Source organism: Streptomyces mesophilus, assembly GCF_040300965.1.
Lineage (GTDB): Bacteria > Actinomycetota > Actinomycetes > Streptomycetales > Streptomycetaceae > Streptomyces > Streptomyces mesophilus_A.
In genome coordinates this window covers 1-25,092 of sequence record NZ_JBEPEW010000010.1, presented here as the reverse complement: position 1 = coordinate 25,092, position 25,092 = coordinate 1, and the positions used below count along the sequence as shown (strand labels likewise).

The following is a 25,092-nucleotide window of genomic DNA, read 5'->3' as shown; positions in this document are numbered from 1 at the left end:
CGGCACCGTAGAGGTCACCGCCCGGGAGCGGGCAGCACCGCACACAGCGCGTCCAGCGCCGGCCCGTACGCATGCTCCGCCGGAGCGGCGTACCCCACCACAAGACCGTCGCCGGACACCGGCGCATCCGGATGCCGGAACGCCGAAAGCCCGTCGACCGCGACCCCCGCCCGTGCGGCCCGCGCCAAGGTTCCCGCCTCCGTTCCGGCGGGCAACCGCAGCACCGCGTGCAGGCCCGCCGCGATCCCGGACACGGAGACGTGCGGCGCCCGCTCCGCGAGGACCGAGACCAGACGGTCCCGCCGCCTGCGGTAGCGCTGCCGCATCCGCCGCACATGCCGGTCGTACTGCCCGGAGGCGAGGAACTCCGCCAGCGTGAGCTGGTCGAGCACGCTCGCCCACGCCTCCCGTTCGCCCTTCACGCCGACCACCGCGTCGACGAGATGCCCCGGCAGCACCATCCACCCCAGCCGCACCGCGGGTGACAGGCTCTTGCTGACCGAGCCGAGATAGATCACGTGCTCGGGCTCCAACCCCTGTACGGCGCCCACGGGTTCGCGGTCGTAGCGGAACTCGCCGTCGTAGTCGTCCTCGAGGACGAGCCCGCCCCTGGACGACCGTGCCCACTCCACGGCGGCCGCCCGCCGCCCGGACACCAGCGGCCCGCCGGTCGGGAACTGATGCGCCGGGGTCAGCAGCACGGCCCGCGCGGCGGACGTCAACTCCTCGGTCCGGGCGCCCTGTTCGTCGACCTCGATGGGCACCGTACGCACGGAGGCGGCCTCCATCAGCGAGCGGTGGAACCCGAGCCCGTACGCCTCGACGGCCAGCGGGCCGCGCAGGACCCCGCGCCCGGAGCCGCCCGCGCCGCCGAAAAGGAGCCGCAGCGCATGCGCGAAGCCCGAGCAGACGACGATGCGGTCCGGCTCCGTGCGCACCCCGCGCACCCGCGCCAGATACTCCGCGAGCGCCTCGCGCAGCTCGGGCCGACCGCGTGGATCGCCGGGCCCGAAGGCCTCGTTGGGCGCGGAGGTCAGCGCACGGCGTGCGGCGGCGGCCCATGCCGTACGCGGGAACGACGCCGCGTCCGGCTTCCCCTGGCCGAGATCGTGCACCACGGCCGGCCGCCGAGTCCGCACCGCCGCGGACGCGGGCGTCCGCACCGGGGAACCCGCACGCGCGGTGGAGCCTGAACGTGCCGTGGCGTTCGAGCGCCCCGTGGAAACCGCATGCCCCGATGAGCCCGCACGCCCCGTGGAAACCGCCCGCGCCGTGGAAACCGACCGCCCCGCCACCCGCGTCCCCGACCCCTGCCGCGCCGTCAGCCACCCTTCGGCGACCAGCTCGGCGTACGCGCTCGCGACGGTGTTCCGCGTAAGCCCCAGATCGGCCGCGAGCGACCGGTACGGCGGCAGCCGCTGCCCCGGACGCAGCCGCCCCTCGGCCACGGCGGAGCGCAGCGCGCGGATCAGCGCCGCCCGCCGGCTGCCGCCGCCGTCGAGTTCCAAGTGCAGGTCGGCGCCGATGCGTTCGGCCTGGTCCGCCCAGGTGTCAGCCATGGAGGGGACCCTAACGGCCGCCCTGCGTCCGCACAGACGGAAGGGACGGCACGCCGGTCGCGCACCGTCCCTTCCGCACAAGCCGTACGGGCGGCTCAGCCCTTGAGCGAAGCCATCCAGGCCTCGACGTCCTCGCTGGTACGCGGCAGCGCGTCCGAGAGGTTCCGGTTGCCGTCCTGGGTGACGAGGATGTCGTCCTCGATCCGGACGCCGATGCCGCGGTACTCCTCGGGCACCGTCAGGTCGTCGGCCTGGAAGTACAGACCCGGCTCGACCGTCAGGCACATGCCCGGCTCGAGCGTGCAGTCCACGTACGCCTCACGGCGCGCGGCCGCGCAGTCGTGGACGTCCATGCCGAGCATGTGACCGGTGCCGTGCAGCGTGAAACGGCGCTGGAGGCCGAGCTCCAGGACGCGGTCGACCGAGCCCTCCAGGAGGCCCCACTCGACGAGCTTCTCGGCGAGCACGCGCTGGGCCGCGTCGTGGAAGTCGCGGTAGGAGGCGCCCGGCTTGACCGCGGCGATACCGGCCTCCTGGGCCTCGTACACCGCGTCGTAGATCTTCCGCTGGAGTTCGCTGTAGCGGCCGTTGATCGGCAGCGTGCGGGTCACGTCCGCGGTGTAGAGCTCGTTGGTCTCCACACCGGCGTCCAGGAGCAGCAGGTCGCCGGAGCGGACCTCGCCGTTGTTGCGCACCCAGTGCAGGGTCGTGGCGTGCGGGCCCGCGGCGCAGATCGAGCCGTAGCCGATGTCGTTGCCCTCGACGCGGGCGCGCAGGAAGAACGTGCCCTCGATGTAGCGCTCGGAGGTCGCCTCGGCCTTGTCGAGGACCTTGACGACATCCTCGAAGCCGCGCGCGGTGGACGCGCAGGCCTGCTCCAGCTGCCCGATCTCGAACTCGTCCTTGACCAGGCGCGCCTCGGACAGGAAGACCCGCAGCTCCTCGTCGCGCTCGGCGGTGACCTTGTCGGCCAGCGCCTGCTCGATACCGGCGTCGTGCCCGCGCACCACGCGGGTCGGGCCGGTGGACTGGGCGAGCGCGTCCGCGAGCTTGCGGACGTCGGACGCGGGGATGCCGTACAGCCTCTCGGCCTCGGTCAGCGAGTGGCGGCGGCCGACCCACAGCTCGCCCTGGCCGTCCAGCCAGAACTCGCCGTTCTCGCGGTCGGAGCGCGGCAGCAGGTACAGCGTCGCCTCGTGGCCGCCCTCGACCGGCTCCATGACCAGGACGCCGTCCTCGGTCTGGTTGCCCGTGAGGTACGCGTATTCGGTGGACGCGCGGAAGCTGTACTCGGTGTCGTTGGACCGGGTCTTGAGCTTGCCCGCGGGGACCACCAGACGCTCGCCCGGGAAGGCGGCGGACAGGGCGGCGCGGCGGCGGGCGGTGTGCCCGGCCTGGGCGATCGGCTCCAGATCCGTCAGCTCGGTGTCCGCCCAGCCCGAGCGCATGGACTCGGCCAGCTCATCGGACACGCCCGGGTACAGGCCGTTCTTCCGCTGCTTGATGGGCTTGTCGGCTGCCTCTTCGGCTGCTTCTTCGCCGGGCTTGTCGGTGAGCTCTTCGGCCACGGATGCCTCCTCGTAGTGACCTGGGGACCACCGTCCATCGTATGTCCGTACGGAAGGGGTTCCGGGGCCTGTACGTATGGTCAAAGTCACGCGAAAAGGACCCTCGTGGCGTTTCCGCTCCGAGGGTCCTCCGGCCGTGCTGTGAGTGGGCCGTGTGGTGAGCGGGCCGCGTTGTCAGTGGGCGCCGATAGCCTGGAAAGGGCTTCGGCCCCCGGGAGGGCGGGGACTGTCCCGCCTCAGTCGGGCCCCGGGTAGGGCCCGCCCCGCCTCAGTCGACGAACCGCGCCGCCAGCAGCACCACGTCCTCATCGCTGTCCGCCTCGTCCCGCCCGTCGGTGAGCACGGTCCGCAGGACGTGGTCCGCGATCGCCCCGGGATCGTCCCGCAGCGCCTTCGGCACGCTCGCCGCCGCCGCGTGCAGCCGGGCGAAGGCTCGGTCCATCGGGTCGCCGGTGCGGTGGAGCAGCCCGTCCGTATAGAGCAGCACGGTCTCTCCGGGCTCCGGGGAGAGGTCCACGCTCGGCGCCTCCCAGCAGCTCAGCATCCCGAGCGGCGCGGAGAGCGAGGTCTCCACGAACTCGGTGCGCCGCTCGCCGATGATCAGGGGCGGGGAGTGCCCGGCCCCGGCGAGCACGATCTTGCGCCGGCGCGGTTCGCAGTACGCGAAGAGCGCGGTGGCGCTGCGCGCGGGTTCGGTGAGGCGAAGCAGCAGTTCGAGATCGGAGAGCACCGCGACGGGGTCCTCGCCCTCCATCACGGCGTACGCCCGCAGGGACGCCCGCAGCCGTCCCATCGCCGCGACCGCGCTGGGTCCTGCCCCGGTCACGGACCCGACCGCGAGCCCGAGCGCGCCCTCCGGCAGCGGCAGCGCGTCGTACCAGTCGCCGCCGCCGCGCGGCCCGGTGCGGTGCCGGGCGGCGAGCTGGACGCCGGCGACCCGGGGGAGCCGGCTCGGCAGCAGTTCCTCGGAGATCGTCGCCATGGTCGTACGGGCGCGTTCGAGCTCGACCAGACGGGCCAGGTGCTCGCCCGCGTACCGCATGTAGAGGCCGATCAGATGGCGCTGGCGCTCCACGGGCTCGGCCGGCTCGTCGTACAGCCAGACCGCCGCACCGAGCCGGTCCGCCGCTCCCGGCCGGCCTGCCGTGTCGCAGGTGAGCGGCACGGCATAGCTGGCCGCGTAGCCGAGCCGGTCGGCGACCGAGCGGTGGCGCGGGTCGAGGTTCTCCTCGGCGAGCAGGTCGGGCTGGGCGATCCCGCATTCGCCGGGGCCGAGCGGTCCGGAGCCGTCGAGCAGCCGGCCGTACGAGGTGGCGTCGCGCGGCACGGTCTCCAGATGCCCGAGATCGGCCCGCTCGAGACCCAGCCCGGTCATGGTGTCGGGGCCGAGCCGGTCGGAGGGTTCGAGGATGACGAGTCCGCGGCGGGCTCCGACCAGTGCGGCGCCGGCGCGCAGCAGTTCGCGAAGGCAGTCCTCGAGCACCGCCGTGCGCGTCAGTCGCTCGGTCAGCTCGTGGAGCGTGGTGAGGTCGGAGACCCAGCCGGCGAGCCGGTCCTGGATCACGGCCGCCGGGGTGGCGGTCGTCGGGGCGCAAGGGAGCGCCGGGGTGTGCGCGGGGGCGGGAACCGAAGAAGAGCTGGGATCGATTCCGGCCACTTTCGGAAGGTGAGGGGCGTTCATGGCGCGGTTCGCATCCGGTATTCCGGACGTTCCATATTGCTCAATAGCATCGCAAACCCCCATGTCATTCTGCGCCGCCAGCAATAGGTCCACATCTACACGCCCTGGTCTGGGGATGTCCAGCATTGTCCTGCGAGGATTCCTGGTGTCCATGGGGTGTACGAGGCAACTGTGACGAAAAAGGGAACTTGGCGAAAAACAGCCCCGACCAATCCGTTATTGCTGTCGACTGGGCTGCGTTCGACGGCACGGCGGGCGGGACGGGTACGTACTCGGGGAAGAACAGCCACAGTTGGCGCTGTTTCTGAACCAGACGACGGACCTATACGTCTTAGAGAGCGAAGGCCGTGCTCCGGCCGTATGGCTCATGGCGGTTCGCAAGCGGGACAAGCACTCGGGCAGGCAAGGCGCGGCAAGCGCCAGGCGCACGCCACCCACCGCCATGGTTGTAATGGATGCATCTGCGGTGCGGCACGACCAACTGCAGTCAGGTACGAGCATCCGTAGCTCAGTCCGAGCTCCAAGCGTGACGCACGTGTCCGCAATGTTCGAAGTGGTCCGAAGCGGCCCGCAGTGTCGGTAGTGTCTCTGCGTTTTCAACGGAAAGGAACGAGCGCTCATGCGCGAGATCCTCGGAAGGCGACGCAGGCTCCTGTCGAAGCGCTCCGGTGGGAGGCCTGACCAGATCAGCGCGGCCCTGACCTTTGCCAGCACCTGGCAGTGGCCGGTGCTCCCCGGTGTGGGATTGCAGCAGCCGGGATCGCCGCAATGCGCATGTCCCGACCCCGACTGCGCCAGCCCCGGCGCCCACCCCTTCGACCCCGGCATCCTGGCCGCGACCAGCGATGAGCGGATGGTCCGCTGGTGGTGGACCAACCGTCCGACGGCGCCGATCGTCCTGGCCACAGGCGGCCCGGGGCCCAGTGCGGTGAGCCTGCCGGCCATCGCGGCGGCCCGCTCCCTTGCCGTGCTCGACCGCAAGGGCGTCCGTGTCGGCCCGGTCGTCGCGACTCCCGACCGCTGGTCGCTGCTCGTCGCGCCGTACTCGATGCCCCACCTCGGCGAACTGCTCTACGCCAGGGACCACGTGCCCGGTTCGCTCCGCTTCCACGGCAGCGGCGGCTATGTCGTTCTGCCGCCCTCGGAGACCGGCCAGGGCGAGGTCCGCTGGGAGCGTGCCCCGCTGCCCGGTTCGGCCAGTCCGTGGCTGCCGGACATCGAGGCCCTGGTGGATGTTCTGATCGACACCCTCACTCATACGGGTGTGAGCGCGCCCGAGTTCTAGGCGGCTTGGGCGCGCGCGGGGCCTGAGGGCCCCCGGCCGTCGCTATCTTCGGGCTCACCTCCGTTGTTGTGCCGTTCAGTTGAACAGGTGGGTCCGTTGCAGCGAGCACGTATGTCCGCGCTCCTCGCCGTTGTGCTGCTCGCGGTCCTGCTGCCGCTCGCGGGTGCGGCGGCGGGTCCGGCGGGATCCTTCGACGAAGACGTACAGGCGGACGTGCCGGCGAAGAACGGGGACGTACGGGCGAAGGCTGACGCGCCCGTCTCAGGTCCCGGCGGCGGGACGGACGACACGGCCGGGAAGCCGGCGAAGCAGGCTGGGACCTCCGGCCTGCTGTCCGGGCTCGGCCTGACGACCGCGGCGCAGTGCGGTCCCGAACTCGCCTCCCCCGAGGGCGTCGAGGCGCAGACCTGTGTGCTGAGCCAGGGCCGGGACACATGGGCTCGTACGTACTACCGCAATGCCACCGGCGAGGAACTGAGTTCGGTGCTCACGCTGATGGGGCCCGACGGGCGGACCGTGCAGATGCACTGCGCCGTCGACGAAGGGGACGAGCCCGGGGCGTGCGAGACGCCGCGTGAGCGGACGGCGGGTGAGCAGGAGGCGTACTCGGCGGTGGCGGAGTTCGCGGCACCGGCGGATGCCGACGGGAGCGAGGACCAGGGCCTGGGTGAGGGCCGCCCGATGCTGCTGCGCTCCGGTAGCAATGCGGCGCCTGCCACGGGCAGTTGAGCGGCGCCTGCCACGGGCAGTTGAGCGGCGCCTGCCACGGGCAGTTGAGCGCGGGCTGTCGGCCGACCGGGCCGGACATCCGGCCGCGGGCATGAAAAGGCCCGGTCGCTGGCGACGGGGGATGCACCAGCGACCGGGCTACTTGAACGGTAACAAGAGATCTGCTGTTCGCAAATTCGATCTCGGCCGGTATCGGCCAATCCGCTGGGGATTTACCGGGGAAGGCCGGGAGTTGTGACCGTTGTCATACCTTTTCTATGGCTTTCCTGTGTCTCTCGGCGATCATGAATGGCCATTTCTGATCACTCGGTGATCGCTCGATGCGTACGCAGTAAGTCGTCGCGGACTGACCGGCCGGTCAGCTCAGCGTGACCTGCCGGTTGGTGAGGCCGCCACGGGCGCGGCGCTCCTCGCCGGTGAGCGGAGCCTCGTCGGCGAGGGCCGTGGCGAGGCGCTCGGCGAACTCGGCGGCGGGCTTTTCGACATCGGCAGCCGACATGCCGGTCGGCAGATCCCACACGGGGACCATCAGACCGTGCGCACGGAACGAGCCCACCAGGCGCGTGTTCTCGCCGAGGCTCGAGGTGCCGGCCGCGTGCAGCCGCGCGAGCGCGTCGAGCAGCTTCTCCTCGGGGTGCGGCATGACCCAGCGCAGGTGGTTCTTCTCCGGGGTCTCGCACCAGTACGCGGCGTCCACGCCCGAGAGCTTCACGGTCGGGATCGCGGCGGCGTTGGCCCGCTCCAGGGAGGCGCTGACCTCCGCGTTGGCGTTCTCCGCGTCCGGCACCCAGAACTCGAAGCCCTCGTGCACGACCGGCTCGAACGGGCCCTTCGGGTCCAGGAGTTCCTGCAGCCGGGGCCCGTCGCCCGAGGTGCGGCGGGCGGCGATCGGGTTGCCCGGCTCGGTGGTGAGCGCCTGGGTGAGGATGTCGGCGAGGTCACGGCTGAGGTCACCGGACGAGGTGTCGTTCTGCAGCCCGATCAGGACCGAGCCGTCCTCGCGGCGCAGACCCGGCCACGCCATCGGCAGCACGGTCGCGAGCGTCACCGACGGCACGCCCTCCGGCAGACCGTCCTTGAGCGTGAGCTCCACCGTGGCGGCGGGCACCAGTTCGCGCAGCGCGACCCAGTCGCACTCGCCGGGCAGACCCTCGAACGGGCGGTGCACCAGCTCGGTCACGGCCTGCGCGGCGGCGCGGCCGTGACAGGCCTTGTAGCGCCGGCCCGAGTTGCAGGGGCAGGGCTCGCGCGCGCCGACGACGGGGATCTCGCCATCGGTGATCTGCGCCTTCTGTGGCTTCTTCGTCTGAGGGCGCTTCTTGGCCATCGTGCGTCTCCCGGTCACGGCTTGGGCGGTACGGCGGTGAGCCTAGCCGTTGCGCGCCGGATGCCGTGGGCGGTCGCCCGGGCGACCGGGTCAGCCGAGGTCGCCGTACAGCTCGCCCGGTCCTGTGACACGCGTAGCGAAGTCGTCGCGCCGGTGCCCCGTCGTCAGTACGACCCACACCGTGACCTCACCGGCCGTGCCGTCCCGTACACCCCACTCGTCGGACAGCGCCGCGATGATGCCGAGCCCGCGGCCGCCGCGCGCCGTGACCGACGGTGTGGCCGGAACCGGCCGGGTCGGGCCGCCGCCGTCCGTCACCTCGACCGTGAGCCGACCGGATGTGTCGAGCCGCCATGCCGCCCGCACATTGCCGTCGCCCACCATCGCGGCGTCCTCGAGCGGCCTGCCGTGCCGGCAGGCATTGCTGAGCAGTTCGGAAAGAATCAGGACGGCATCGTCGATCACCGCTTCGGATACGCCGCTGATACGCAGCTGATCACGCATGCAGTGTCTTGCTCGTCCTACGCCTGCAGGACCATGAGGTACGGCCATGCTCGACGACGCCGGCACCTCCTGTGCCACCACCAACGCCACCCCCGAGACCTCCTTAGCCCCACGCCACGGTGTGGATGCCCCAATGGCCTGGACCGGAAACCGGCCAATCCGCATACGGGACACCGTTATGACGGCCTCATGACGCACTCGGGTCAAACGGATACGGTCCGAACGCGCCGGTGCACTCTGCGTGAGTGACGGCTGGTGCCCGGGGTGGGGCACGGCAACAGCTGCTCAGCCCCGGCCGAGCTGTTCGAGGACCGCCCGCGGGCGGTTGGTGATGATCGCGTCGATGCCGAGCCGGACGCAGAGGTCCACGTCCTCCGGCTCGTTCACGGTCCATACGTGCACCTGGTGCCCGGCCCGCCGGAGCTTGTCGATGTACGAGGGGTTGTTGCGGACCAGCCGGATACCGGGCCCCGCGATCCCCACCCCTTCGGGAAGCCGGCCGTCGCGGGTGCGCGGCGTGAGGAACTGCAGCAGCTGCACGGTGGGCAGCGTCGGGGCGCCGGCCCGGATCCGGTGCAGGGAACGGGCCGAGAAACTCATCACCCGTACCGGAGAATCCGCCGGCGTCTTGGGCGCGTCCAGGCCGAAGCGCTTGAGCAGGAGCAGCAGCCGCTCCTCGACCTGGCCCGCCCAGCGCGTGGGGTGCTTGGTCTCGATCGCCATCTCCACGGGGCGGCCCGCGTCCGCGACCAGTTCGAGCAGGCGCTCGAGCGTGAGGACGGAGGTGTCCTCCCACTCCGGGCCGTCCTCTCTGTTCTTCCAGGAGCCGAAGTCGAGGGCGGCGAGGTCGGCGAGCTCCAGGGCGGAGACGGCGCCGCGGCCGTTTGACGTACGGTTGACGCGCCGGTCGTGGACACACACGAGGTGTCCGTCGGCCGTGAGCCGGACATCGCATTCCAGCGCGTCCGCGCCGTCCTCGATCGCCTTTTTGTACGCGGCGAGAGTGTGCTCGGGGGCTTCGTCGGAGGCGCCGCGGTGGGCGACGACCTGGATCGAGCGGGGATCGCGCCCCGAGGGCTGCGGGGTTCGTGCGGAAGTCACCGCGACATGGTGTCACTTCGCGGGGTACCCGTGGCGTACGTCGGGTGACCTGACGGGGTCTCAGCGGATGCGCCGGTTCCGGCCGCCGCCGAGGATGGGCGACGGACACACAGGTGCGGCTTATGGCGACCTGACGTCCGGTGGGAAAGGCTTGCGGAGCATAAGTGCGGCCAGCAGAAAAGATACTGACGGACGCCGTGGATCGAGGAGTAGAGCTGTGAGCACCGAGAACGAGGGCAACGAAGTTCCCCCCGCCCCGTCCGTACCTCCTGCGCCTCCGTCGGTTTCGCAGGAAGGCGCCGCCGGCGCGGGACCGTCCGACAAGGGCGCCACCGATGCGGCCGCGCCTGACGGGGCCGCATCTGGTGCGGCCGCGCCCGGCGGACCTCGTCCCGATGAGAACGTGACCGCGCCGCTGCCTCCCGTGCAGGCGGGCGAGACGGCGCAGCTGCCGCCGGTTCCTCCGGGGGGTGCTCCCGCGGGGGCTGCGAGCGCGCCTTCGGGTGCGCCGTATGCCGCGCCGACCGCCGCGGGTGCGCCGGGGCAGCCCGGTGCCCCGGGCCATCCCGGTGAGCACGCGCACGCCGCCGCCGGACATGAGCAGCCGACCGCCGCCGGTGGCGGCTGGCCCCCGCAGCCGCCCGCCACGCCCGCGTACGCGAACGGCGGTGGCGGTCAGGAGTGGGGCGCGACCTATCAGCCGGCCCCGGCCTCCCCCAAGTCCCGCAAGGGCGGCCTCGTCGCGGCCGCGCTCGCCGCCGCACTGGTCGCGGGCGGTGTCGGCGGAGGAATCGGCTACTGGGCCGCCGAGCGCAACGACAGCGGTACGGACTCCACGACCGTCGCCGCCTCGGACACCCCGGCCGACCTCAAGCGCGAGCCGGGCTCGGTCGCGGGCATCGCGGCCAAGGCGCTGCCGAGCGTCGTGACCATCGACGCGCAGGGCGGCGAAGGCGAAGGCGGCACGGGCACCGGCTTCGTCTACGACCGCGAGGGCCACATCCTCACCAACAACCACGTGGTGGCGACGGCGGCGCAGGGCGGCAAGCTGTCGGCGACGTTCTCCAACGGCAAGAAGTACGAGGCCGAGGTGATCGGCCGGGCGCAGGGCTATGACGTGGCCGTCCTGAAGCTGAAGAACGCCTCCGGGCTCAAGCCGCTGGCCCTCGGCGACTCGGACAAGGTGGCGGTCGGGGACTCGACGATCGCGATCGGTGCGCCGTTCGGTCTCTCCAACACCGTGACGACGGGCATCGTCTCCGCCAAGAACCGCCCGGTCGCCTCCAGCGACGGCTCCAGCGCCGCCCGCTCGTACATGAGCGCGCTGCAGACCGACGCCTCGATCAACCCGGGCAACTCGGGTGGTCCGCTGCTCGACGCGCGCGGCGCGGTCATCGGCATCAACTCCGCGATCCAGTCGGCCGGCAGCGGAATGGGCGGCCAGCAGGCCGGCTCGATCGGTCTGGGCTTCGCGATCCCGGTCAACACGGCGAAGAACGTGGCCCAGGACCTGATCAAGAACGGCAAGGCCACCTACCCGATGATCGGCGCCTCGGTCACCATCGACGAGACCAGCCGCGACGGTGGCGCGCGCATCACGGAGAAGGGCGCGGGCGGCACCGACCCGGTCACGCCGGGCGGCCCCGCCGACAAGGCAGGACTCAAGCCGGGCGACCTGATCACCAAGCTCGACGACCGTCCGATCGACAGCGGTCCGACCCTGATCAGCGAGATCTGGACCCACAAGCCGGGCGACACCGTGAAGCTCACGTATGAGCGGGGCGGCAAGGAGCACACGGTGGATGTGGTCCTCGGGAGCAAGGGCGAAGAGGACTGATCCTCGCCCCCCTTGCGCGGACTCCGTACGAAGGCGGACGGCTGTACTGCCGTCCGCCTTCGGCGTGTCAGGGCGCCGGAGCGGACCCGGTCCCGCCGCTGTGCACGGGACACCCCCGCAGCCCCGGTCGGGGCCAGGTCCCCAGGTCCTCGATGCGGTAGCCGTCGGGGTAGCCCTTGATCTCGCGGTTCTGGCGCGCGAAGTGCGGTGCCCTGCGCGGCGGGAGCAGCCGCACCGCGCGGCCGCGCAGGCGTACCGCGCGCCGGACCAGGGTGCGGGTGAGGGCGGGCGGGGCCTCGTAGCGGAAGGCGCTCAGCAGATGGTCGTCGAGGAGCGCGAGGACGCCCGTGCGCAACAGAGGTGCGAGCGGGGCCGGATACCAGGAGGCCATCAGGTCGAGCGTCGCGTCGGAGACCTCGCGCGAGCGGGCGTCCCACGCGAAGTGGGTGGCTTCGTAGGAGTCCAGGCAGTGCTCGAACTCCTCGTAGGTGGCGGGGATGTCGGGGATTCCCATGTGCCGGCCGAGGGTGCGGTAGTGCGCGACCGTGGCCAGCGTTTCGTGCTGCGAGAGCCGGCGCCAGCCGTAGGTGTCGATCCAGCGCTTGGGCATCACCACGAACGTGGACAGGACATAGCGCATGTCCTCGTCGGTGATGGCGTAACTGCGGTGCATCCGGTTGATCCGGCGGATGGCCGTACGGCCCTCGTCGGATCCGAAGCCGAACTCCACCACGGCGTCGAGCAGGAGGGCGGTGTCGTCGTACCGTTTCTGCGAACGGGCCGTCAACTCGGCCGTCTCCGCGAGCAGTCGGCCGATGCTCGGCACGGCGTACGTGCGGTACAGGGCGAGTTCGAGGGCCCGGGTGACGTCCCACGGGAACTCGTACGCGACCATCAGGCGGTAGATCTGTGTGGCGTCGCGCTCGGGGTCCAGGCGCCGGATCCGCGCGAGCCGCTCGTAGCGCTTCGACGTCATCGAGGTGCCTCCCTGCGGGTCCGCGGTCCGGGGACGCTGACGTTCCTACCACCCTGAGGGGCAAGACGGCAGAGGGCGGCCCGGTCCCGGACGGCACGGGGGAGGCGGGCGCCGCCGCCGTAGCGGCGCCCGCGCACGGCAGGTCCCCGGTCAGCGCACCGTGACCGCCACCGGGTCCGAGGTGTGGCAGACCGAGGTGTCGAGCATCGTGTAGGCGTCCGACTCCGGCCGGGTGCACGCGATGACGCGCAGCTCGTTGGGCCCCTTCATGCCGAGCTTGACCCGCATGCTGTAGCTGAGGTCGTTCTTGGTGCGCACCGTCGCGGGCAGGCTGACCCACCCCTTCTTCTGCCGCTGCTGCAGCGTCACTTCGGTGCCTGCCGGCAGGGTCGGGACGGTTCCGCGCATACGGAACTCCTCCTGGGCGGCGACGGTCCGTACGGTCGCCTCGGCCGTCAGCTGCGGCAGCTGCCGGTCGTCCGCCGGGCCGGGGTGGAGCGGACCCGCGGCGGCGGGCAGTGCCGGTACGGCGCACAGGAACAGGCCTGCGCCGACGGTCGCGATACGAGTGACGACGGGGTTCACGTGCTGTCCTCCAGGGGGATGTCGTGCCTCAGCGAACCCCTCAGCCATGCGCGCTTCGTCTCCGCCGCAAACGCCTGCTCGCCCGCGTGGCCCACGGATCGCCCGCGCGTCCGGACTCGGCACGCGACGCACGTACGCAGGGAGAAGGGGCGCCGCCGGGCAGGGAGAAGGGGCGCCGCCGGGCAGGCAGAAGGGGTGCCGCCGACTCGGCGACACCCCTTCTGAACCGGTCCTCGCGGACCACCGCGGTGGGTGTGGGATTTGAACCCACGGTGACTTGCGCCACGACGGTTTTCAAGACCGTTCCCTTAGGCCGCTCGGGCAACCCACCTCGCTCCGCCACCAGGGGCGGAGCCAGTACAGCGTACCGGCCGCGCGAGGGGGTGCGGGGGTGGGCCCGGCTCAGGCCTCCCGGCCGGCGGTGAGCCGTGCCGCCGAGGCGATCGTGGCGCGCGCCTCGCGTTCCGTGAGCCCTGTGCGGACCGCCGCGTCGGTGAGGTGGCGGGCCAGATCGTCGCCGATGCCGTTCTCGTACGCGCGGCAAGCCGCCCAGAACAGGCGGGTGTTGCGCTGACCGACCCGTGCGCCCAGGACGAACTGGACCAGGCCGCGGCCCTGATGCGAGCCGCCCGCAGGCGGCGCCTTCGTACGCGGCGGGGGTGTGAGGAGGCGCAGCAGGGCGCGCGGGCAGGGGGCGGGCGCCAGGTGGGCGGTGCCGGGGGCGGTGCTGTAGACGCCGTGTTCGCTGCGGGAGCCCGGGCCGACGAGATAGCCGCCGGCGCCGCGTACGTCGATACCGGGGGCCAGGCGGCTGGCCGAGTTGGGGACGACGATGTCGGGCGGGCCCGAGAGCCAGAGGTGGCGGCCGCCGCTGGGCGTCATCACGACGACGGTCGGCGGGATCGTGAAGAGGTGCCGTAAGGCCAGCTCGCGCAGGAGCGCCGAGGAGTCCGTGTCCGCCTTCGTGTCGAGGTCGATGCCGATCAGGTGGTGCGGCGGAAGCCCGCACGCGATGCCGTACCCCGTGGACCAGGGGGCGGCGGCGAAGAGTTCGCGGATACGGAAGGGGTCGGTGCTCGCGTCGTAGACCCCGTGTCCGGGGCGGCCGCATTCGCCGTGGCACTGGGGCGCGTCCACGGGGTCCTCGTGGTGCGGGGAGCGCAGCGCGGGGAGCTTGCTGCGGGAGAGCGGGATCACGGCGAGACCGCGTTCGGCGGCGGACAGGGCGTGGGCGAGGGCCAGGGTCGTGGCATGCCGGTCGAAGGTGGCCATGCGTTCATTTTCGTACGAGTGTTCGAAGAAGGGAAGGGGGGATCCCTGCCTCGTACGGGTGAGTCCGGCGGCGTCGAGGTGTGGGGAGCCGGAACGCTTCCTCCCTTGCGGCGCACGGCAGGCGTGCTCACCGAGGTGTCAGCACGCCACTGACCTGCGGCAACTTTCGGTTCGTGCAGGTTTATCGACTTGTCCTCACACTCGCGAGGGAAAGATCCGTTGCGGGGTGGTTCGCCGGGGTTCGTTGGGCAACTCTGATCTCGCGACGTCGTGCACATCGCCAAGGCGGTCGGCCAACTGCCCTGGCACAAGCCGCACTTACCGGCCCAGCCGGTTCTGATCCGCCGGGTCCGCCCGGTCGATGGAGGAATTGACATGGCAAGCATCCGTACCGCCCGCATCATCGCCGCCGCTGCCGCCCTGCCCCTCGCAGCCGCCCTGTTCACCGGGGTCGCACAGGCCGACAACGGCGGGTTCGCGGACGACGGATCGAACACGAGCGTGGCCACCATCTCCGGCAGCGGCGTGGGCGACGACAACAACGGCAACTCGGCCACCAACCAGCAGGTGGCGACCGGTTCCGGTGCTTCGAACCAGAACAACAACGCCCAGGTGAACGGCTCGGCCTTCACGGCCATCCACCAGTCGAACGAGAACATCGAGGTGAACTTCACCGAGCTCTGGTAGGCCCCGGGACCGGTTCGGCCGGCCCGAGGGGGATGGGGGAACGGCTCGCGCGGCGGCACCTTCCGGAGGGTGCCGCCGCGCAGGCGTGTTCCGGGGCGGTCTGTTCCGGCTCTGCTCCGGGCTGCCCGGGCGCCCCTCGTCCGACTACCGGAAGGCTCTCTGCACCTTGACACCGATAGGTATCTGACGGACAGTCAGAAACCTTCATTCGTACGAGGTCAGGGAGGCCGCCGCCGTGCACCTCGCCCCAACCGAGCGCCAGCAGGAGCTGCGCGCCGAGCTGCGTGCGTATTTCCGGGACGTGATGCCGCCCGACCGCACGGCACTCGCCGGCGACCCCGCCGAACAGCGCCGGCTGCTCAGGCGGATCGGCGCGGACGGCAGGCTCGGGCTCGGCTGGCCCGAGGAGTACGGGGGCCAAGGGCGCGGCCCCGACGAGCAGTTCGTGTTCTTCGACGAGGCGTACCGTGCGGGCGCGCCCGTGTCGATGGTGACGCTGAACACCGTCGGACCGACGCTCATGAAGTACGGGACACAGGAACAGAAGGACTACTTCCTGCCGCGCATCCTGAGCGGCGAGATCGTCTTCGCCATCGGCTACAGCGAGCCTTCGGCCGGCACCGACCTCGCCTCCCTGCGCACCAAGGCCGTGCGGGACGGCGACAGTTGGGTCATCGACGGCCAGAAGATCTTCACGTCCAACGCGCAGAACGCCGACTGGATCTGGCTCGCCTGCCGCACCGACCCCGACGCCCCCAAGCACAAGGGCATATCGATCATCCTCGTCCCGACGGACGCGCCCGGCTTCTCGCTGACCCCGATCCACACGGTGGGCGGCATCTCGACCTCCGCCACGTACTACGACGGCATCCGCGTCCCGGCCGGGAACCTCGTCGGCGAGGAGAACGGCGGCTGGGGGCTGATCACCAACCAGCTCAACCACGAACGCGTCGCCCTCGCCGCGATCGGGATGCAGGCCGAGGACTTCTACGAGGAGGCGCTGCGGTCCGCCCGTACACCCGATCCGGTGACGGGCGAGCGCCGGATCGACCTGCCGTGGGTGCGATCCCGACTGGCCGAGGTGCATGCCCGGCTCGCGGCGACGCGCCTGCTCAACTGGCGTCTGGTGGGGGATGTGGGAGCCGGGACGCTGGCACCCGGCGATGCCTCCGGCGTGAAATTCGTGGGAACCGAATCGGCCGTCGAGGTGTATCGAATGTGCCAGGAAATTACGGGGGAGGCGGGGACGGTCCGCGCCGGGTCGCCGGGAGCGTTCGGGGACGGCGAGCTGGAGCGGATGAACAGGGCGGCCCAGATCAACACCTTCGGGGGAGGGGTGAGCGAGGTGCAGCGGGAGATCGTCGCCACGATGCGGCTCGGTATGAGGAGGGTGAAGCGGTGAGCGACGGCCTGTACGAGGAGTTGAAAGCGTATGAGGGTCTGCACGCCGCCGAGGGCGGGGTCGGGCGTGACCTGGTCAACGAGCCGATGATCAGGCACTGGTGCGAGGCGATGGGCGATACGAACCCGGCGTACACGGGTCCGGATGCCATCGCCCCGCCCACGATGCTGCAGGCCTGGACGATGGGCGGGCTCGGCGGGCACCAGGGGCGGTCGGCCGCGCAGGACGAGCTGTTCCGGCTGCTCGACAAGGCCGGGTTCAGCTCGGTCGTGGCGACCGACTGCGAGCAGGAGTATCTGCGGCCGCTCAGAGTCGGGGACGAGATCACCTTCGATGCCGTGATCGAGTCGGTGTCCGAGCAGAAGACGACCAAGCTGGGGACCGGCCACTTCGTGACGACGCGGATGGATGTCCGGGCGAACGGGGAGTTGGCGGGCACCCACCGCTTCCGGATCCTCAAGTACGCGCCTGCTGACCGGTCTTCGAAGAAGCCGGCGGCCAAGGACGGCAAGCCCGCCCGGCGGCCGCGTCCCGTGGTCAACCGGGACAACGCGGGGTTCTGGAAGGGCGTCGAGGAGCACAAGGTGCTCATCCAGCGCTGCATGGAGTGCTCGGTGCTGCGCTTCCCCTGGCTGCCCGGGTGCAACTCCTGCGGCGGCGCCGAGTGGGACACCGTCGAGGCGAGCGGGGAGGGCACGGTCTTCAGCTACGTCGTGATGCATCACCCGCCCTTCCCGGCCTTCGATCCCCCGTACGCGGTGGGTCTGATCGAGCTTGCGGAGGGCGTGCGGATGATCAGCAATGTGGTGGGGGTCCCGCATGACGAGGTGCGGATAGGGATGGCCGTACGACTGGAATTCCTGCGCACCGACGAGGAGTTGGAGGTGCCCGTGTTCCGGCCCGTCGGAGCCGGCGCGGCCGTGGGGAGTGTGGCCTGATGGACTTCACGCCTACGGAGGAGCAGGCGGCCGCGCGGGAACTCGCCGCGCAGATCTTCGGAGATCTCTCGACACCGGAGCGGCTCGCGGCGCATGGGCAGGGCACGGACGCCGAGTTGTGGAAGGCGCTCGGGTCGTCCGGGCTGATCGGTGCCGTACGGGACATCGGGCTGCTCGGCCTCGTCCTGCTCCTGGAGGAGCAGGGGCGGACCACGGCACAGGTGCCGTTCGCGGCGACCTGTGTGTACGGGCTACTGGCGGTCGACACGCATGGCACGGATGAGCAGCGGGGGCGGCTGCTGCCGGGGTTCGAGGACGGTTCGGCGGTGGCGACGGGCGCGTTCCCGGCCGCTTCCGGCGTACGGGCCGAGGCATCGCGACTGTCCGGCGAGGTGGTCTGGGTGCCGTGGCTGCGCGATGCCACCCATGTCCTGGTCGCCGCCGCCGACCACACCCTGTGGATGGTGCGGGTGGCGGACGCCCGGGTCGAGGACGTCGAGCTGACCGCGCCGTGGTCGGGCGGGCGGTTGCTGCTCGACCGGACACCCGGCGAGCGGATCGGCGGGGAAGGGGCCTACGAGCGGGTGCTCGCCGATGCGCGGACCGCCTTCGCGGGCGTGCAGGCCGGGGTGTGCGCGGGGTCGCTTGCGCGTGCGGTCGAATACACCTCCGTACGCGAGCAGTTCGGCAAACCGCTCGCCGCCAAGCAGGCTGTGCTGCTGCGGGCGGCCGACGCGTACATGGACACCGAGGCGATCAAGGTGACCGCCTATGAGGCCGCCTGGCGCAGGGACGAGCTGCTCGGCTACCGGGAGGCCGCGCTGACCGCGGCCTGGTGGGCGGCCGAGGCCGGCACTCGGGTGGTGCACGCAGGACAGCATCTGCACGGCGGCATGGGCGCGGACCTGGACCACCCCGTGCACCGGCACTTCCTGTGGGGGCGGCAGACCGCGGCCTATCTGGGGTGCGGGGCGGAAGTCCTCGCCGAGCTCGGTGAGTTGATCGCGGGCCCGGCGCCCGCGGGGGAGGGTGCCCGATGAGTGCCGTACGGAAGGGGGAGGGTGCCCGATGAGTGCAGCAGACGTACGTACGTGGGCGCCCGGTGACGAGCTGCCGGCGCTCGAAGTGCCGATCACCCGCACCCTGATCGTCGCGGGTGCCATCGCCTCGCGCGACTACCAGGACGTGCACCACGACGCGGAGCTCGCGAAGGCCAAGGGCTCCCCCGACATCTTCATGAACATCCTCACCACCAACGGCCTGGTCGGCCGCTACATCACCGACCACTTCGGGCCGGGTGCCGTGCTGCGCAAGGTCGCGATACGGCTCGGTGCGCCCAACTACCCGGGTGACACCATGGTGTTGACCGGAAAGGTCACCTCCGTCTCCGCCGAGGAGGGCACGGCGCAGGTCGCGGTGGCCGGGGCCAACGGCATCGGCAAGCACGTGACCGGCACGGTCACCGTGTCCATCGGCGGGGGGACCGCTGGGGACAACGGCGGGGACATCGCTGGGGACTTCGGCGGGGAGGCATCATGAGCGTCCGCAACAGGGACAGCCTCGGCGGCAAGGCGGCGATCGCGGGGATCGGTGCGACGGAGTTCTCCAAGGACTCCGGGCGCAGCGAGCTCAAGCTCGCCGTGGAGGCCGTGCGAGCCGCCCTCGACGACGCCGGGCTCACACCCGCCGACGTCGACGGCATGGTCACCTTCACCATGGACACCAACCCGGAGATCACCGTCGCCCAGGCGGCAGGGATCGGCGACCTCTCCTTCTTCTCGCGGATCCACTACGGCGGCGGAGCGGCCTGCGCGACCGTCCAGCAGGCGGCGCTCGCGGTGGCGAGCGGGGTGGCCGAAGTAGTGGTCTGCTACCGGGCGTTCAACGAACGCTCCGGGCGGCGCTTCGGCTCCGGGGTCCAGCAGCGCGAACCGTCGGCGGAGGGTGCTGCGCTCGGCTGGTCGCTCCCGTTCGGGCTGCTCACGCCCGCGTCCTGGGTGGCGATGGCGGCACAGCGCTACCTCCATACGTACGGGCTGACGCCGGAGGCCTTCGGGCATGTGGCCGTCACCGACCGCAAGTACGCGGCGAACAATCCGGCCGCGTACTTCTACGGGAAGCCGATCACCCTGGCCGACCACGCCGCGTCCCGCTGGATCGTCGAACCGCTGCGGCTGCTCGACTGCTGCCAGGAGACCGACGGTGGCCAGGCGATCGTGGTCACCAGCGTGGAGCGCGCCCGGGAGCTGCGGCACACGCCGGCCGTGATCACGGCGGCCGCACAGGGAGCGGGCCGCAAGCAGGAGGCCATGACCAGCTTCTACCGGGACGATCTGACCGGACTGCCCGAAATGAGCGTGGTGGCCCGGCAGTTGTGGCGGACGTCCGGTCTGCGGCCCGAGGAGATCGACGTCGGGATCCTCTACGACCACTTCACTCCGTTCGTGCTGATGCAGCTGGAGGAGTTCGGCTTCTGCAAGCCGGGTGAGGCGGCTGACTTCATGGCCGAGGAACGGCTGCCGGTCAACACCCATGGCGGGCAGCTCGGCGAGGCGTATCTGCACGGGATGAACGGGATCGCGGAGGGCGTGCGCCAGCTGCGCGGCTCCTCGGTGAACCAGATACCGGGGGCGTCGAACGTGCTGGTGACGGCGGGGACCGGGGTGCCGACCTCGGGCCTGGTCCTGGGGGCGGACGGCTGATCCACGGGAGGCGGACGCCTGATCCCGTAGGTGGACGCCTGATCCCGGAGGCGGACAACCGATCTCCGGGGCGGACGGCTGAACCTTTCCCGTCCCGGGGCGTGTCCCCGGGGCGGGGCACCGGTACGGCCCTTCACTCGGTGCATGCGCACTCCCAAGCTGATCATTGGACTACTGGTCCTGGTGGCCCTGACCACGCTCACCGCACCCTCCGCGGCGGTGCCGACGCCCGAGCACCGCGGCGCCGCGCGCGGCAAGGTCTTCCGCGGCTGGGCCTTCGACACCTGTACGACCCCGCCCCTGCGCACCATGTCGGCCTGGCGGAAGTCGAACTTCCGGGGTGTGGCCGTGTACTTCGGCGGACGCGGGCGTTTCTGCAAGAAGCAGCCGCACCTGTCGGCGAGCTGGCTGCGGCAGGTCGACCGGATGGGCTGGAGCGTGCTCCCGGTGTACGTCGGCTCGCAGTCGCCGTGCGTCCTGGTCCCGCACAAGAAGAAGGTCAGGATCGGGCGCGACGCCTGGGGCCAGGGCCGCAAGGAGGGCCTGGACGCGGTCCGCCGCGCCAAGGCGTACGGAATGAAGCGGGGCAGCGCGCTCTACCTCGACATCGAGAACTACTCGATGGCGAAGTGGCAGTGCCGCAAGCCCACGCTGACCTTCGTGCGGGGCTGGAACCGCGCGGTACGCGGGCAGGGTTATGTGCCCGGCTTCTACTCCAGCCTCAGCTCCGGCATCTGGCACATGGAGCGCGCCCGCAAGGCCGGATACGGCGATCTGCCGGGGGCCCTCTGGTACGCGCGCTGGAACGGCAAGCCCCGCGCGCACCCCATCCCCGGCGTGAGCCCGCAGGCGTGGCGCGGGGCGAGCATCCATCAGTACCGGGGCCCGAAGAAGGAGAAGTACGGCGGCCACGCGATGGAGGTCGACCGCAATCTGGTGAACGCACCGGTCGCGGTCCTCCGCTGACGCCGCCCCGGACAGGTCCTCCGCTGACGCCGCCCCGGACAGCCGCCCACCGGACCCGCGACACCGGCCGGCCGGACCCGCCACCCCCGCCCACCGGACCCGCGACCCCGGCCGGCCGGACCCGCCACCCCCGCCCGCCGCCGTACCGCCTCTGTCTCAGGTATGACCCCGAGGGGACGTTCATCGCTCCCTCCACCCTCAGGAGGTGGAGGTAGCCCCCGTCCTACAACCTGAGGCGGACAAGGCTTCAGGCCCTGCGGCCGATCCGCGGGGGTAGGGGGCGCTTCTAGCGTGGAGCCATGACCACACCCGTGTGCACCAGCGCATCGAAGCCCGCCGGACTGGGAGCCGTGAAGGCCACCAGGACGGCGCAGCCGGCGAGGGGTTCCGCGCGGTCGTCCACCGTGAAGGCCGCCGCGACGCAGGCCGCACACGCGTACCCGAGCTTCGCCTCGTATGTGCAGGCCCGCCAGCCGGTCCTGCTGCGCACCGCTCGCTCGCTGACGTCGAACCCGTCGGACGCCGAGGATCTGCTGCAGACCGCGCTGACCAAGACGTATGTCGCCTGGGAGCGCATCGAGGACCATCGCGCCCTCGACGGCTATGTCCGCCGCGCCCTGCTCAACACCCGTACCTCGCAGTGGCGCAAGCGCAAGGTCGACGAGTTCGCCTGCGACGAGCTGCCCGAGCCCGACCCGGTGCCGGTGGCCGACCCCGCCGAACAGCAGGCGCTCAAGGACGCGATGTGGCGCGCGATCATGAAACTGCCCGACCGGCAGCGCTCCATGGTCGTCCTGCGCTACTACGAGGATCTCAGCGAGGCCCAGACCGCCGAGGTGCTCGGCGTCTCGATCGGCACGGTCAAGAGCGCGGTCTCACGGGCGCTCGGCAAGCTGCGCGAGGACCCGGAACTGACGCCCGTACGGTGATCTCACAGGTGCCGCAGCCGGTGCCGCAGCAGGACCCGCCGGCGCCTTGGCAGTGCCGTCACAGGTGCACAGGCAGGTGCCGTAACCGGCGCCATCGCAGGTACGCGAAACCTTCCCGGCTGATCGATCATCCCCGCTACTAGTGACATACCAGCGGGTATGCGGTGAGAATCGGCGCAACCCTACTGCTCCGTAGCGCCCACCGGGAGGACGCCGTGCTGAGCACGATGCAGGACGTACCGCTGACCGTGACCCGTCTCCTCATGCACGGGTCGACCATCCACGGCACGTCCCAGGTCACGACCTGGACCGGCGAGGCCGAGCCGCACCGCCGCTCCTTCGCCGAGATCGGTGCTCGCACCGCCCAGCTGGCCCACGCCCTCCACGACGACCTCGGGGTCCGCGGGGACGAGCGCGTGGCCACACTGATGTGGAACAACGCCGAACACGTCGAGGCGTACTTCGCCATCCCCTCCATGGGCGCCGTGCTGCACACGCTCAACCTGCGGCTTCCCCCCGAGCAGTTGGCGTGGATCGTGAACCACGCGGCCGACCGCGTCGTCCTCGTGAACGGCTCCCTGCTCCCCCTGCTCGCCCCGCTCCTGCCGCATCTCGCGCCCATCGAGCATGTCGTCGTCAGCGGACCGGGCGACCGTTCGCTCCTCGACGGGGCGAGCGTCCAGGTGCACGAGTACGAGGAGCTGCTCGCCGGGAAGCCGACCTCGTACGACTGGCCGGAGATCGACGAACGCCAGGCCGCGGCCATGTGCTACACCTCCGGCACCACCGGCGACCCCAAGGGCGTCGTCTACTCGCACCGTTCCATCTACCTGCACTCGATGCAGGTCAACATGGCGCAGTCGATGGGCCTCACCGACCGGGACACCAGCCTCATCGTGGTCCCCCAGTTCCACGTCAACGCCTGGGGACTGCCGCACGGTGTCTTCATGACCGGCGTGAACATGCTGATGCCGGACCGCTTCCTGCAGCCCGCCCCGCTCGCCGAGATGATCGAGCGCGAGCAGCCCACACACGCCGCCGCCGTGCCCACCATCTGGCAGGGCCTGCTCGGCGAACTCCAGCAGAACCCCCGTGACATCAGCTGTATGAAGCAGGTGACCATCGGCGGCTCGGCCTGTCCGCCCGCCCTGATGGAGGCCTTCGACAAGCTCGGCGCCACCGTCTGCCACGCCTGGGGCATGACGGAGACCTCGCCGCTCGGCACCGTCGCCCGCCCGCCGGCCCATGTGGTCGGCACGGAGGAGGAGATGGCGTACCGCCTCACGCAGGGCCGTTTCCCCGCGGGTGTCGAGGCGCGCCTGGTCGGCCCGGCCGGCGAACACCTGCCGTGGGACGGGCAGTCGGCCGGTGAGCTCGAGGTGCGCGGGCCCTGGATCGCGGGCTCCTACTACGGCGGCGCCGCGGGCGAGAACTTCAAGCCCGAGGACAAGTTCAGCGAGGACGGCTGGCTCAAGACCGGCGACGTCGGCGTCATCAGCTCCGACGGCTACCTGACCCTGACCGACCGCGCGAAGGACGTCATCAAGTCCGGCGGCGAGTGGATCTCGTCCGTCGAGCTCGAGAACGCCCTGATGTCGCACCCCGAGGTCGCCGAGGCCGCGGTCGTCGCCGTCCCCGACAAGAAGTGGGGCGAACGGCCGCTCGCCACCGTGGTGTTGAAGGAAGGCGCGACCACGGACTTCGCGCAGCTCAAGGAGTTCCTGGCCACGAAGATCGCCAAGTGGCAGCTGCCGGAGCGGTGGTCGATCGTGGAGGCGGTGCCGAAGACGAGCGTCGGCAAGTTCGACAAGAAGGTCATCCGGAAGCAGTACGCCGAGAACGAGCTGGATGTCGTAGAGCTCGGCTGACGGTCCCCGACGGTCAGCAACGCGAAGGGGCGGACCCGGATCACCGGGCCCGCCCCTTTCCGTATGCCAGTCGGTGTTCCCTGCGTCAGTTGGTGCCGATCTTCGCCAGCAGATCCACGATCCGCGTCTGCACCTCGACACTCGTCGACCGCTCCGCCAGGAAGAGCACCGTCTCCCCCGACGCCAGCTTCGGCAGATCCGACTGGTCGACGGCCGCCGTGTAGACCACGAGCGGGGTGCGGTTGAGCTGCCCGTTCGCCCGCAGCCAGTCGACGATCCCGGCGCGCCGGCGACGTACCTGCATGAGGTCCATCACCACCAGATTCGGGCGCATCTGCGTCGCGAGCGTCACCGCGTCGGCATCCGAAGCGGCCCGCGCCACCTGCATCCCGCGCCGTTCGAGCGAGGCCGTCAGGGCGAGCGCGATCTCCTCGTGCTCCTCGATCAGGAGGACCCGCGGCGGATGCTGCTCGCTGTCGCGCGGGGCAAGTGCCTTGAGCAGTACGGCGGGATCGGCGCCGTACGCCGCCTCCCGCGAGGCCTGCCCGAGCCCGGCCGTCACCAGGACCGGCACCTCGGCCGCGACCGCCGCCTGACGCAGCGCCTGCAGCGCGGTCCGCGTGATCGGCCCGGTCAGCGGGTCGACGAACAGCGCGGCGGGGAACGCCGCGATCTGCGCGTCGACCTCCTCGCGGGAGTGCACGATCACGGGCCGGTAGCCGCGGTCGCTCAGTGCCTGCTGCGTGGAGACATCGGGCGCGGGCCACACCAGGAGCCGGCGCGGATTGTCCAGCGGCTCGGGCGGCAACTCGTCGTCGAGCGGCAGAGGCTGCGGCTGGTTCGCCACCTCGACCGCACCGCCGGGACCGTCGAGCGCCTGCGGCCCCTCGGCGCCGTCGGCGGGTGCGTCTATCGCGTACGACCGTCCCCGGCCCTCGCTGCGGTCCGGCTGCGCGGGCGGCAGAGGCTGCGATACGGCGGGGGCCGCGGCCTCCTGCTGCGGCGCGGGGGTCTCCTGCTGTACGGAAGCGTCCGCGCGCCGCGGGTCCGGGACGGACTCCTGCGTACGGGGACCGGCCGCGGACTCCTGCGTACGCGGATCCGCCACGGCTTCCTGCGCGGGCTTCGGGTCCGGCGGCGTACCCAGCTTGCGCCGCCGCCCGGACCCGGCCGGCG

The 25,092-nt window shown here is 71.3% G+C and carries 22 protein-coding genes and 1 tRNA gene; 12 read left to right on the top strand and 11 right to left on the bottom strand.

The genetic code is table 11. The features are described from left to right. Positions 1 to 14: 14 nt before the first annotated feature. From ABT367_RS06080 to ABT367_RS06070, 3 genes are all read right to left on the bottom strand, one after another. A complete protein-coding gene (locus ABT367_RS06080) occupies positions 15 to 1,559 on the bottom strand; it encodes a PLP-dependent aminotransferase family protein (RefSeq protein WP_352250063.1) in 1,545 nt (514 codons plus the stop codon). Positions 1,560 to 1,654: 95 nt separating this feature from the next. Beyond that, positions 1,655 to 3,127, bottom strand: a complete 1,473-nt coding sequence (locus tag ABT367_RS06075) for an aminopeptidase P family protein (RefSeq protein WP_352250061.1) — start codon at positions 3,125 to 3,127, stop codon at positions 1,655 to 1,657. A 268-nt stretch (positions 3,128 to 3,395) separates the two neighbouring features. Beyond that, entirely contained in the window at positions 3,396 to 4,934 is a 1,539-nt protein-coding gene (locus tag ABT367_RS06070; RefSeq protein ID WP_352250058.1) for a PP2C family protein-serine/threonine phosphatase, read from the bottom strand. Positions 4,935 to 5,427: 493 nt separating this feature from the next. Here ABT367_RS06070 and ABT367_RS06065 point away from each other — a divergent pair, with 493 nt between their 5' ends. Both ABT367_RS06065 and ABT367_RS06060 read left to right on the top strand, forming a co-directional pair. Further along, entirely contained in the window at positions 5,428 to 6,093 is a 666-nt protein-coding gene (locus ABT367_RS06065; protein ID WP_352250056.1) for a bifunctional DNA primase/polymerase, read from the top strand. A 96-nt stretch (positions 6,094 to 6,189) separates the two neighbouring features. Next, on the top strand, positions 6,190 to 6,822 hold the full coding sequence (locus tag ABT367_RS06060; protein ID WP_352250054.1) for a hypothetical protein: 633 nt from the start codon (positions 6,190 to 6,192) through the stop codon (positions 6,820 to 6,822). A gap of 358 nt (positions 6,823 to 7,180) precedes the next feature. Here ABT367_RS06060 and ABT367_RS06055 read toward each other — a convergent pair whose 3' ends face one another. The 3 genes from ABT367_RS06055 to ABT367_RS06045 form a co-directional block, all read right to left on the bottom strand. Next, positions 7,181 to 8,149 (bottom strand): DUF5926 family protein, encoded by a 969-nt coding sequence (locus tag ABT367_RS06055; protein ID WP_352250052.1) that lies wholly within the window; start codon positions 8,147 to 8,149, stop codon positions 7,181 to 7,183. A 90-nt stretch (positions 8,150 to 8,239) separates the two neighbouring features. After that, positions 8,240 to 8,818 carry an ATP-binding protein gene (locus tag ABT367_RS06050; RefSeq protein ID WP_352250050.1) on the bottom strand — a complete coding sequence of 193 codons (579 nt, stop codon included), beginning with the start codon at positions 8,816 to 8,818 and terminating at the stop codon, positions 8,240 to 8,242. Between the two features lie 120 nt (positions 8,819 to 8,938). Further along, a complete protein-coding gene (locus ABT367_RS06045) occupies positions 8,939 to 9,754 on the bottom strand; it encodes a glycerophosphodiester phosphodiesterase (RefSeq protein WP_352250048.1) in 816 nt (271 codons plus the stop codon). A 217-nt stretch (positions 9,755 to 9,971) separates the two neighbouring features. Between ABT367_RS06045 and ABT367_RS06040 the strand changes: the two genes are divergently transcribed. Next, positions 9,972 to 11,591: a S1C family serine protease gene (locus ABT367_RS06040; protein WP_352250046.1), complete on the top strand. Its 1,620-nt coding sequence runs from the start codon at positions 9,972 to 9,974 to the stop codon at positions 11,589 to 11,591. Positions 11,592 to 11,658: 67 nt separating this feature from the next. Here ABT367_RS06040 and ABT367_RS06035 read toward each other — a convergent pair whose 3' ends face one another. The 4 genes from ABT367_RS06035 to ABT367_RS06020 all read right to left on the bottom strand — a co-directional run bounded on the left by ABT367_RS06035 (position 11,659) and on the right by ABT367_RS06020 (position 14,424). Further along, a complete protein-coding gene (locus tag ABT367_RS06035) occupies positions 11,659 to 12,567 on the bottom strand; it encodes an oxygenase MpaB family protein (protein WP_352250044.1) in 909 nt (302 codons plus the stop codon). Between the two features lie 150 nt (positions 12,568 to 12,717). Continuing rightward, positions 12,718 to 13,152, bottom strand: a complete 435-nt coding sequence (locus tag ABT367_RS06030; RefSeq protein ID WP_352250042.1) for a hypothetical protein — start codon at positions 13,150 to 13,152, stop codon at positions 12,718 to 12,720. A gap of 246 nt (positions 13,153 to 13,398) precedes the next feature. Continuing rightward, positions 13,399 to 13,483: transfer RNA gene (locus ABT367_RS06025), tRNA-Ser, on the bottom strand. A gap of 71 nt (positions 13,484 to 13,554) precedes the next feature. Beyond that, on the bottom strand, positions 13,555 to 14,424 hold the full coding sequence (locus ABT367_RS06020; protein ID WP_352250040.1) for a bifunctional DNA primase/polymerase: 870 nt from the start codon (positions 14,422 to 14,424) through the stop codon (positions 13,555 to 13,557). 375 nt (positions 14,425 to 14,799) lie between these two features. Here ABT367_RS06020 and ABT367_RS06015 point away from each other — a divergent pair, with 375 nt between their 5' ends. The 9 genes from ABT367_RS06015 to ABT367_RS05975 all read left to right on the top strand — a co-directional run bounded on the left by ABT367_RS06015 (position 14,800) and on the right by ABT367_RS05975 (position 23,916). Next, the gene (locus ABT367_RS06015) at positions 14,800 to 15,111 is read left to right on the top strand and encodes a hypothetical protein (RefSeq protein WP_352250038.1); all 312 of its coding nucleotides are present in this window, start codon (positions 14,800 to 14,802) and stop codon (positions 15,109 to 15,111) included. Positions 15,112 to 15,346: 235 nt separating this feature from the next. Continuing rightward, positions 15,347 to 16,513, top strand: coding sequence for an acyl-CoA dehydrogenase family protein (locus tag ABT367_RS06010; protein ID WP_352250036.1), 1,167 nt, complete (start codon positions 15,347 to 15,349; stop codon positions 16,511 to 16,513). Beyond that, positions 16,510 to 17,451 (top strand): bifunctional MaoC family dehydratase N-terminal/OB-fold nucleic acid binding domain-containing protein, encoded by a 942-nt coding sequence (locus ABT367_RS06005; protein ID WP_352250034.1) that lies wholly within the window; start codon positions 16,510 to 16,512, stop codon positions 17,449 to 17,451. The genes ABT367_RS06010 and ABT367_RS06005 overlap by 4 nt, the downstream gene beginning before the upstream one ends. Further along, on the top strand, positions 17,451 to 18,491 hold the full coding sequence (locus ABT367_RS06000) for an acyl-CoA dehydrogenase family protein (RefSeq protein WP_352250033.1): 1,041 nt from the start codon (positions 17,451 to 17,453) through the stop codon (positions 18,489 to 18,491). Before ABT367_RS06005 ends, ABT367_RS06000 begins: the two co-directional genes overlap by 1 nt. A 28-nt stretch (positions 18,492 to 18,519) precedes the next feature. Continuing rightward, on the top strand, positions 18,520 to 18,990 hold the full coding sequence (locus tag ABT367_RS05995) for a MaoC family dehydratase (protein ID WP_352250031.1): 471 nt from the start codon (positions 18,520 to 18,522) through the stop codon (positions 18,988 to 18,990). After that, entirely contained in the window at positions 18,987 to 20,153 is a 1,167-nt protein-coding gene (locus ABT367_RS05990; RefSeq protein ID WP_352250030.1) for a lipid-transfer protein, read from the top strand. Before ABT367_RS05995 ends, ABT367_RS05990 begins: the two co-directional genes overlap by 4 nt. Before the next feature lie 144 nt (positions 20,154 to 20,297). Then, positions 20,298 to 21,119, top strand: a complete 822-nt coding sequence (locus tag ABT367_RS05985) for a glycoside hydrolase domain-containing protein (RefSeq protein WP_352250029.1) — start codon at positions 20,298 to 20,300, stop codon at positions 21,117 to 21,119. A 299-nt stretch (positions 21,120 to 21,418) separates the two neighbouring features. Further along, on the top strand, positions 21,419 to 22,048 hold the full coding sequence (locus ABT367_RS05980) for a SigE family RNA polymerase sigma factor (RefSeq protein WP_352250027.1): 630 nt from the start codon (positions 21,419 to 21,421) through the stop codon (positions 22,046 to 22,048). 215 nt (positions 22,049 to 22,263) lie between these two features. Next, positions 22,264 to 23,916 carry a long-chain fatty acid--CoA ligase gene (locus ABT367_RS05975; protein ID WP_352250025.1) on the top strand — a complete coding sequence of 551 codons (1,653 nt, stop codon included), beginning with the start codon at positions 22,264 to 22,266 and terminating at the stop codon, positions 23,914 to 23,916. Between the two features lie 85 nt (positions 23,917 to 24,001). On the opposite strand, the gene ABT367_RS05970 is transcribed toward ABT367_RS05975, so the two are convergent. Further along, positions 24,002 to 25,092: response regulator (locus tag ABT367_RS05970; RefSeq protein WP_352250023.1), on the bottom strand; the 1,091-nt coding region annotated here is incomplete at its 5' end.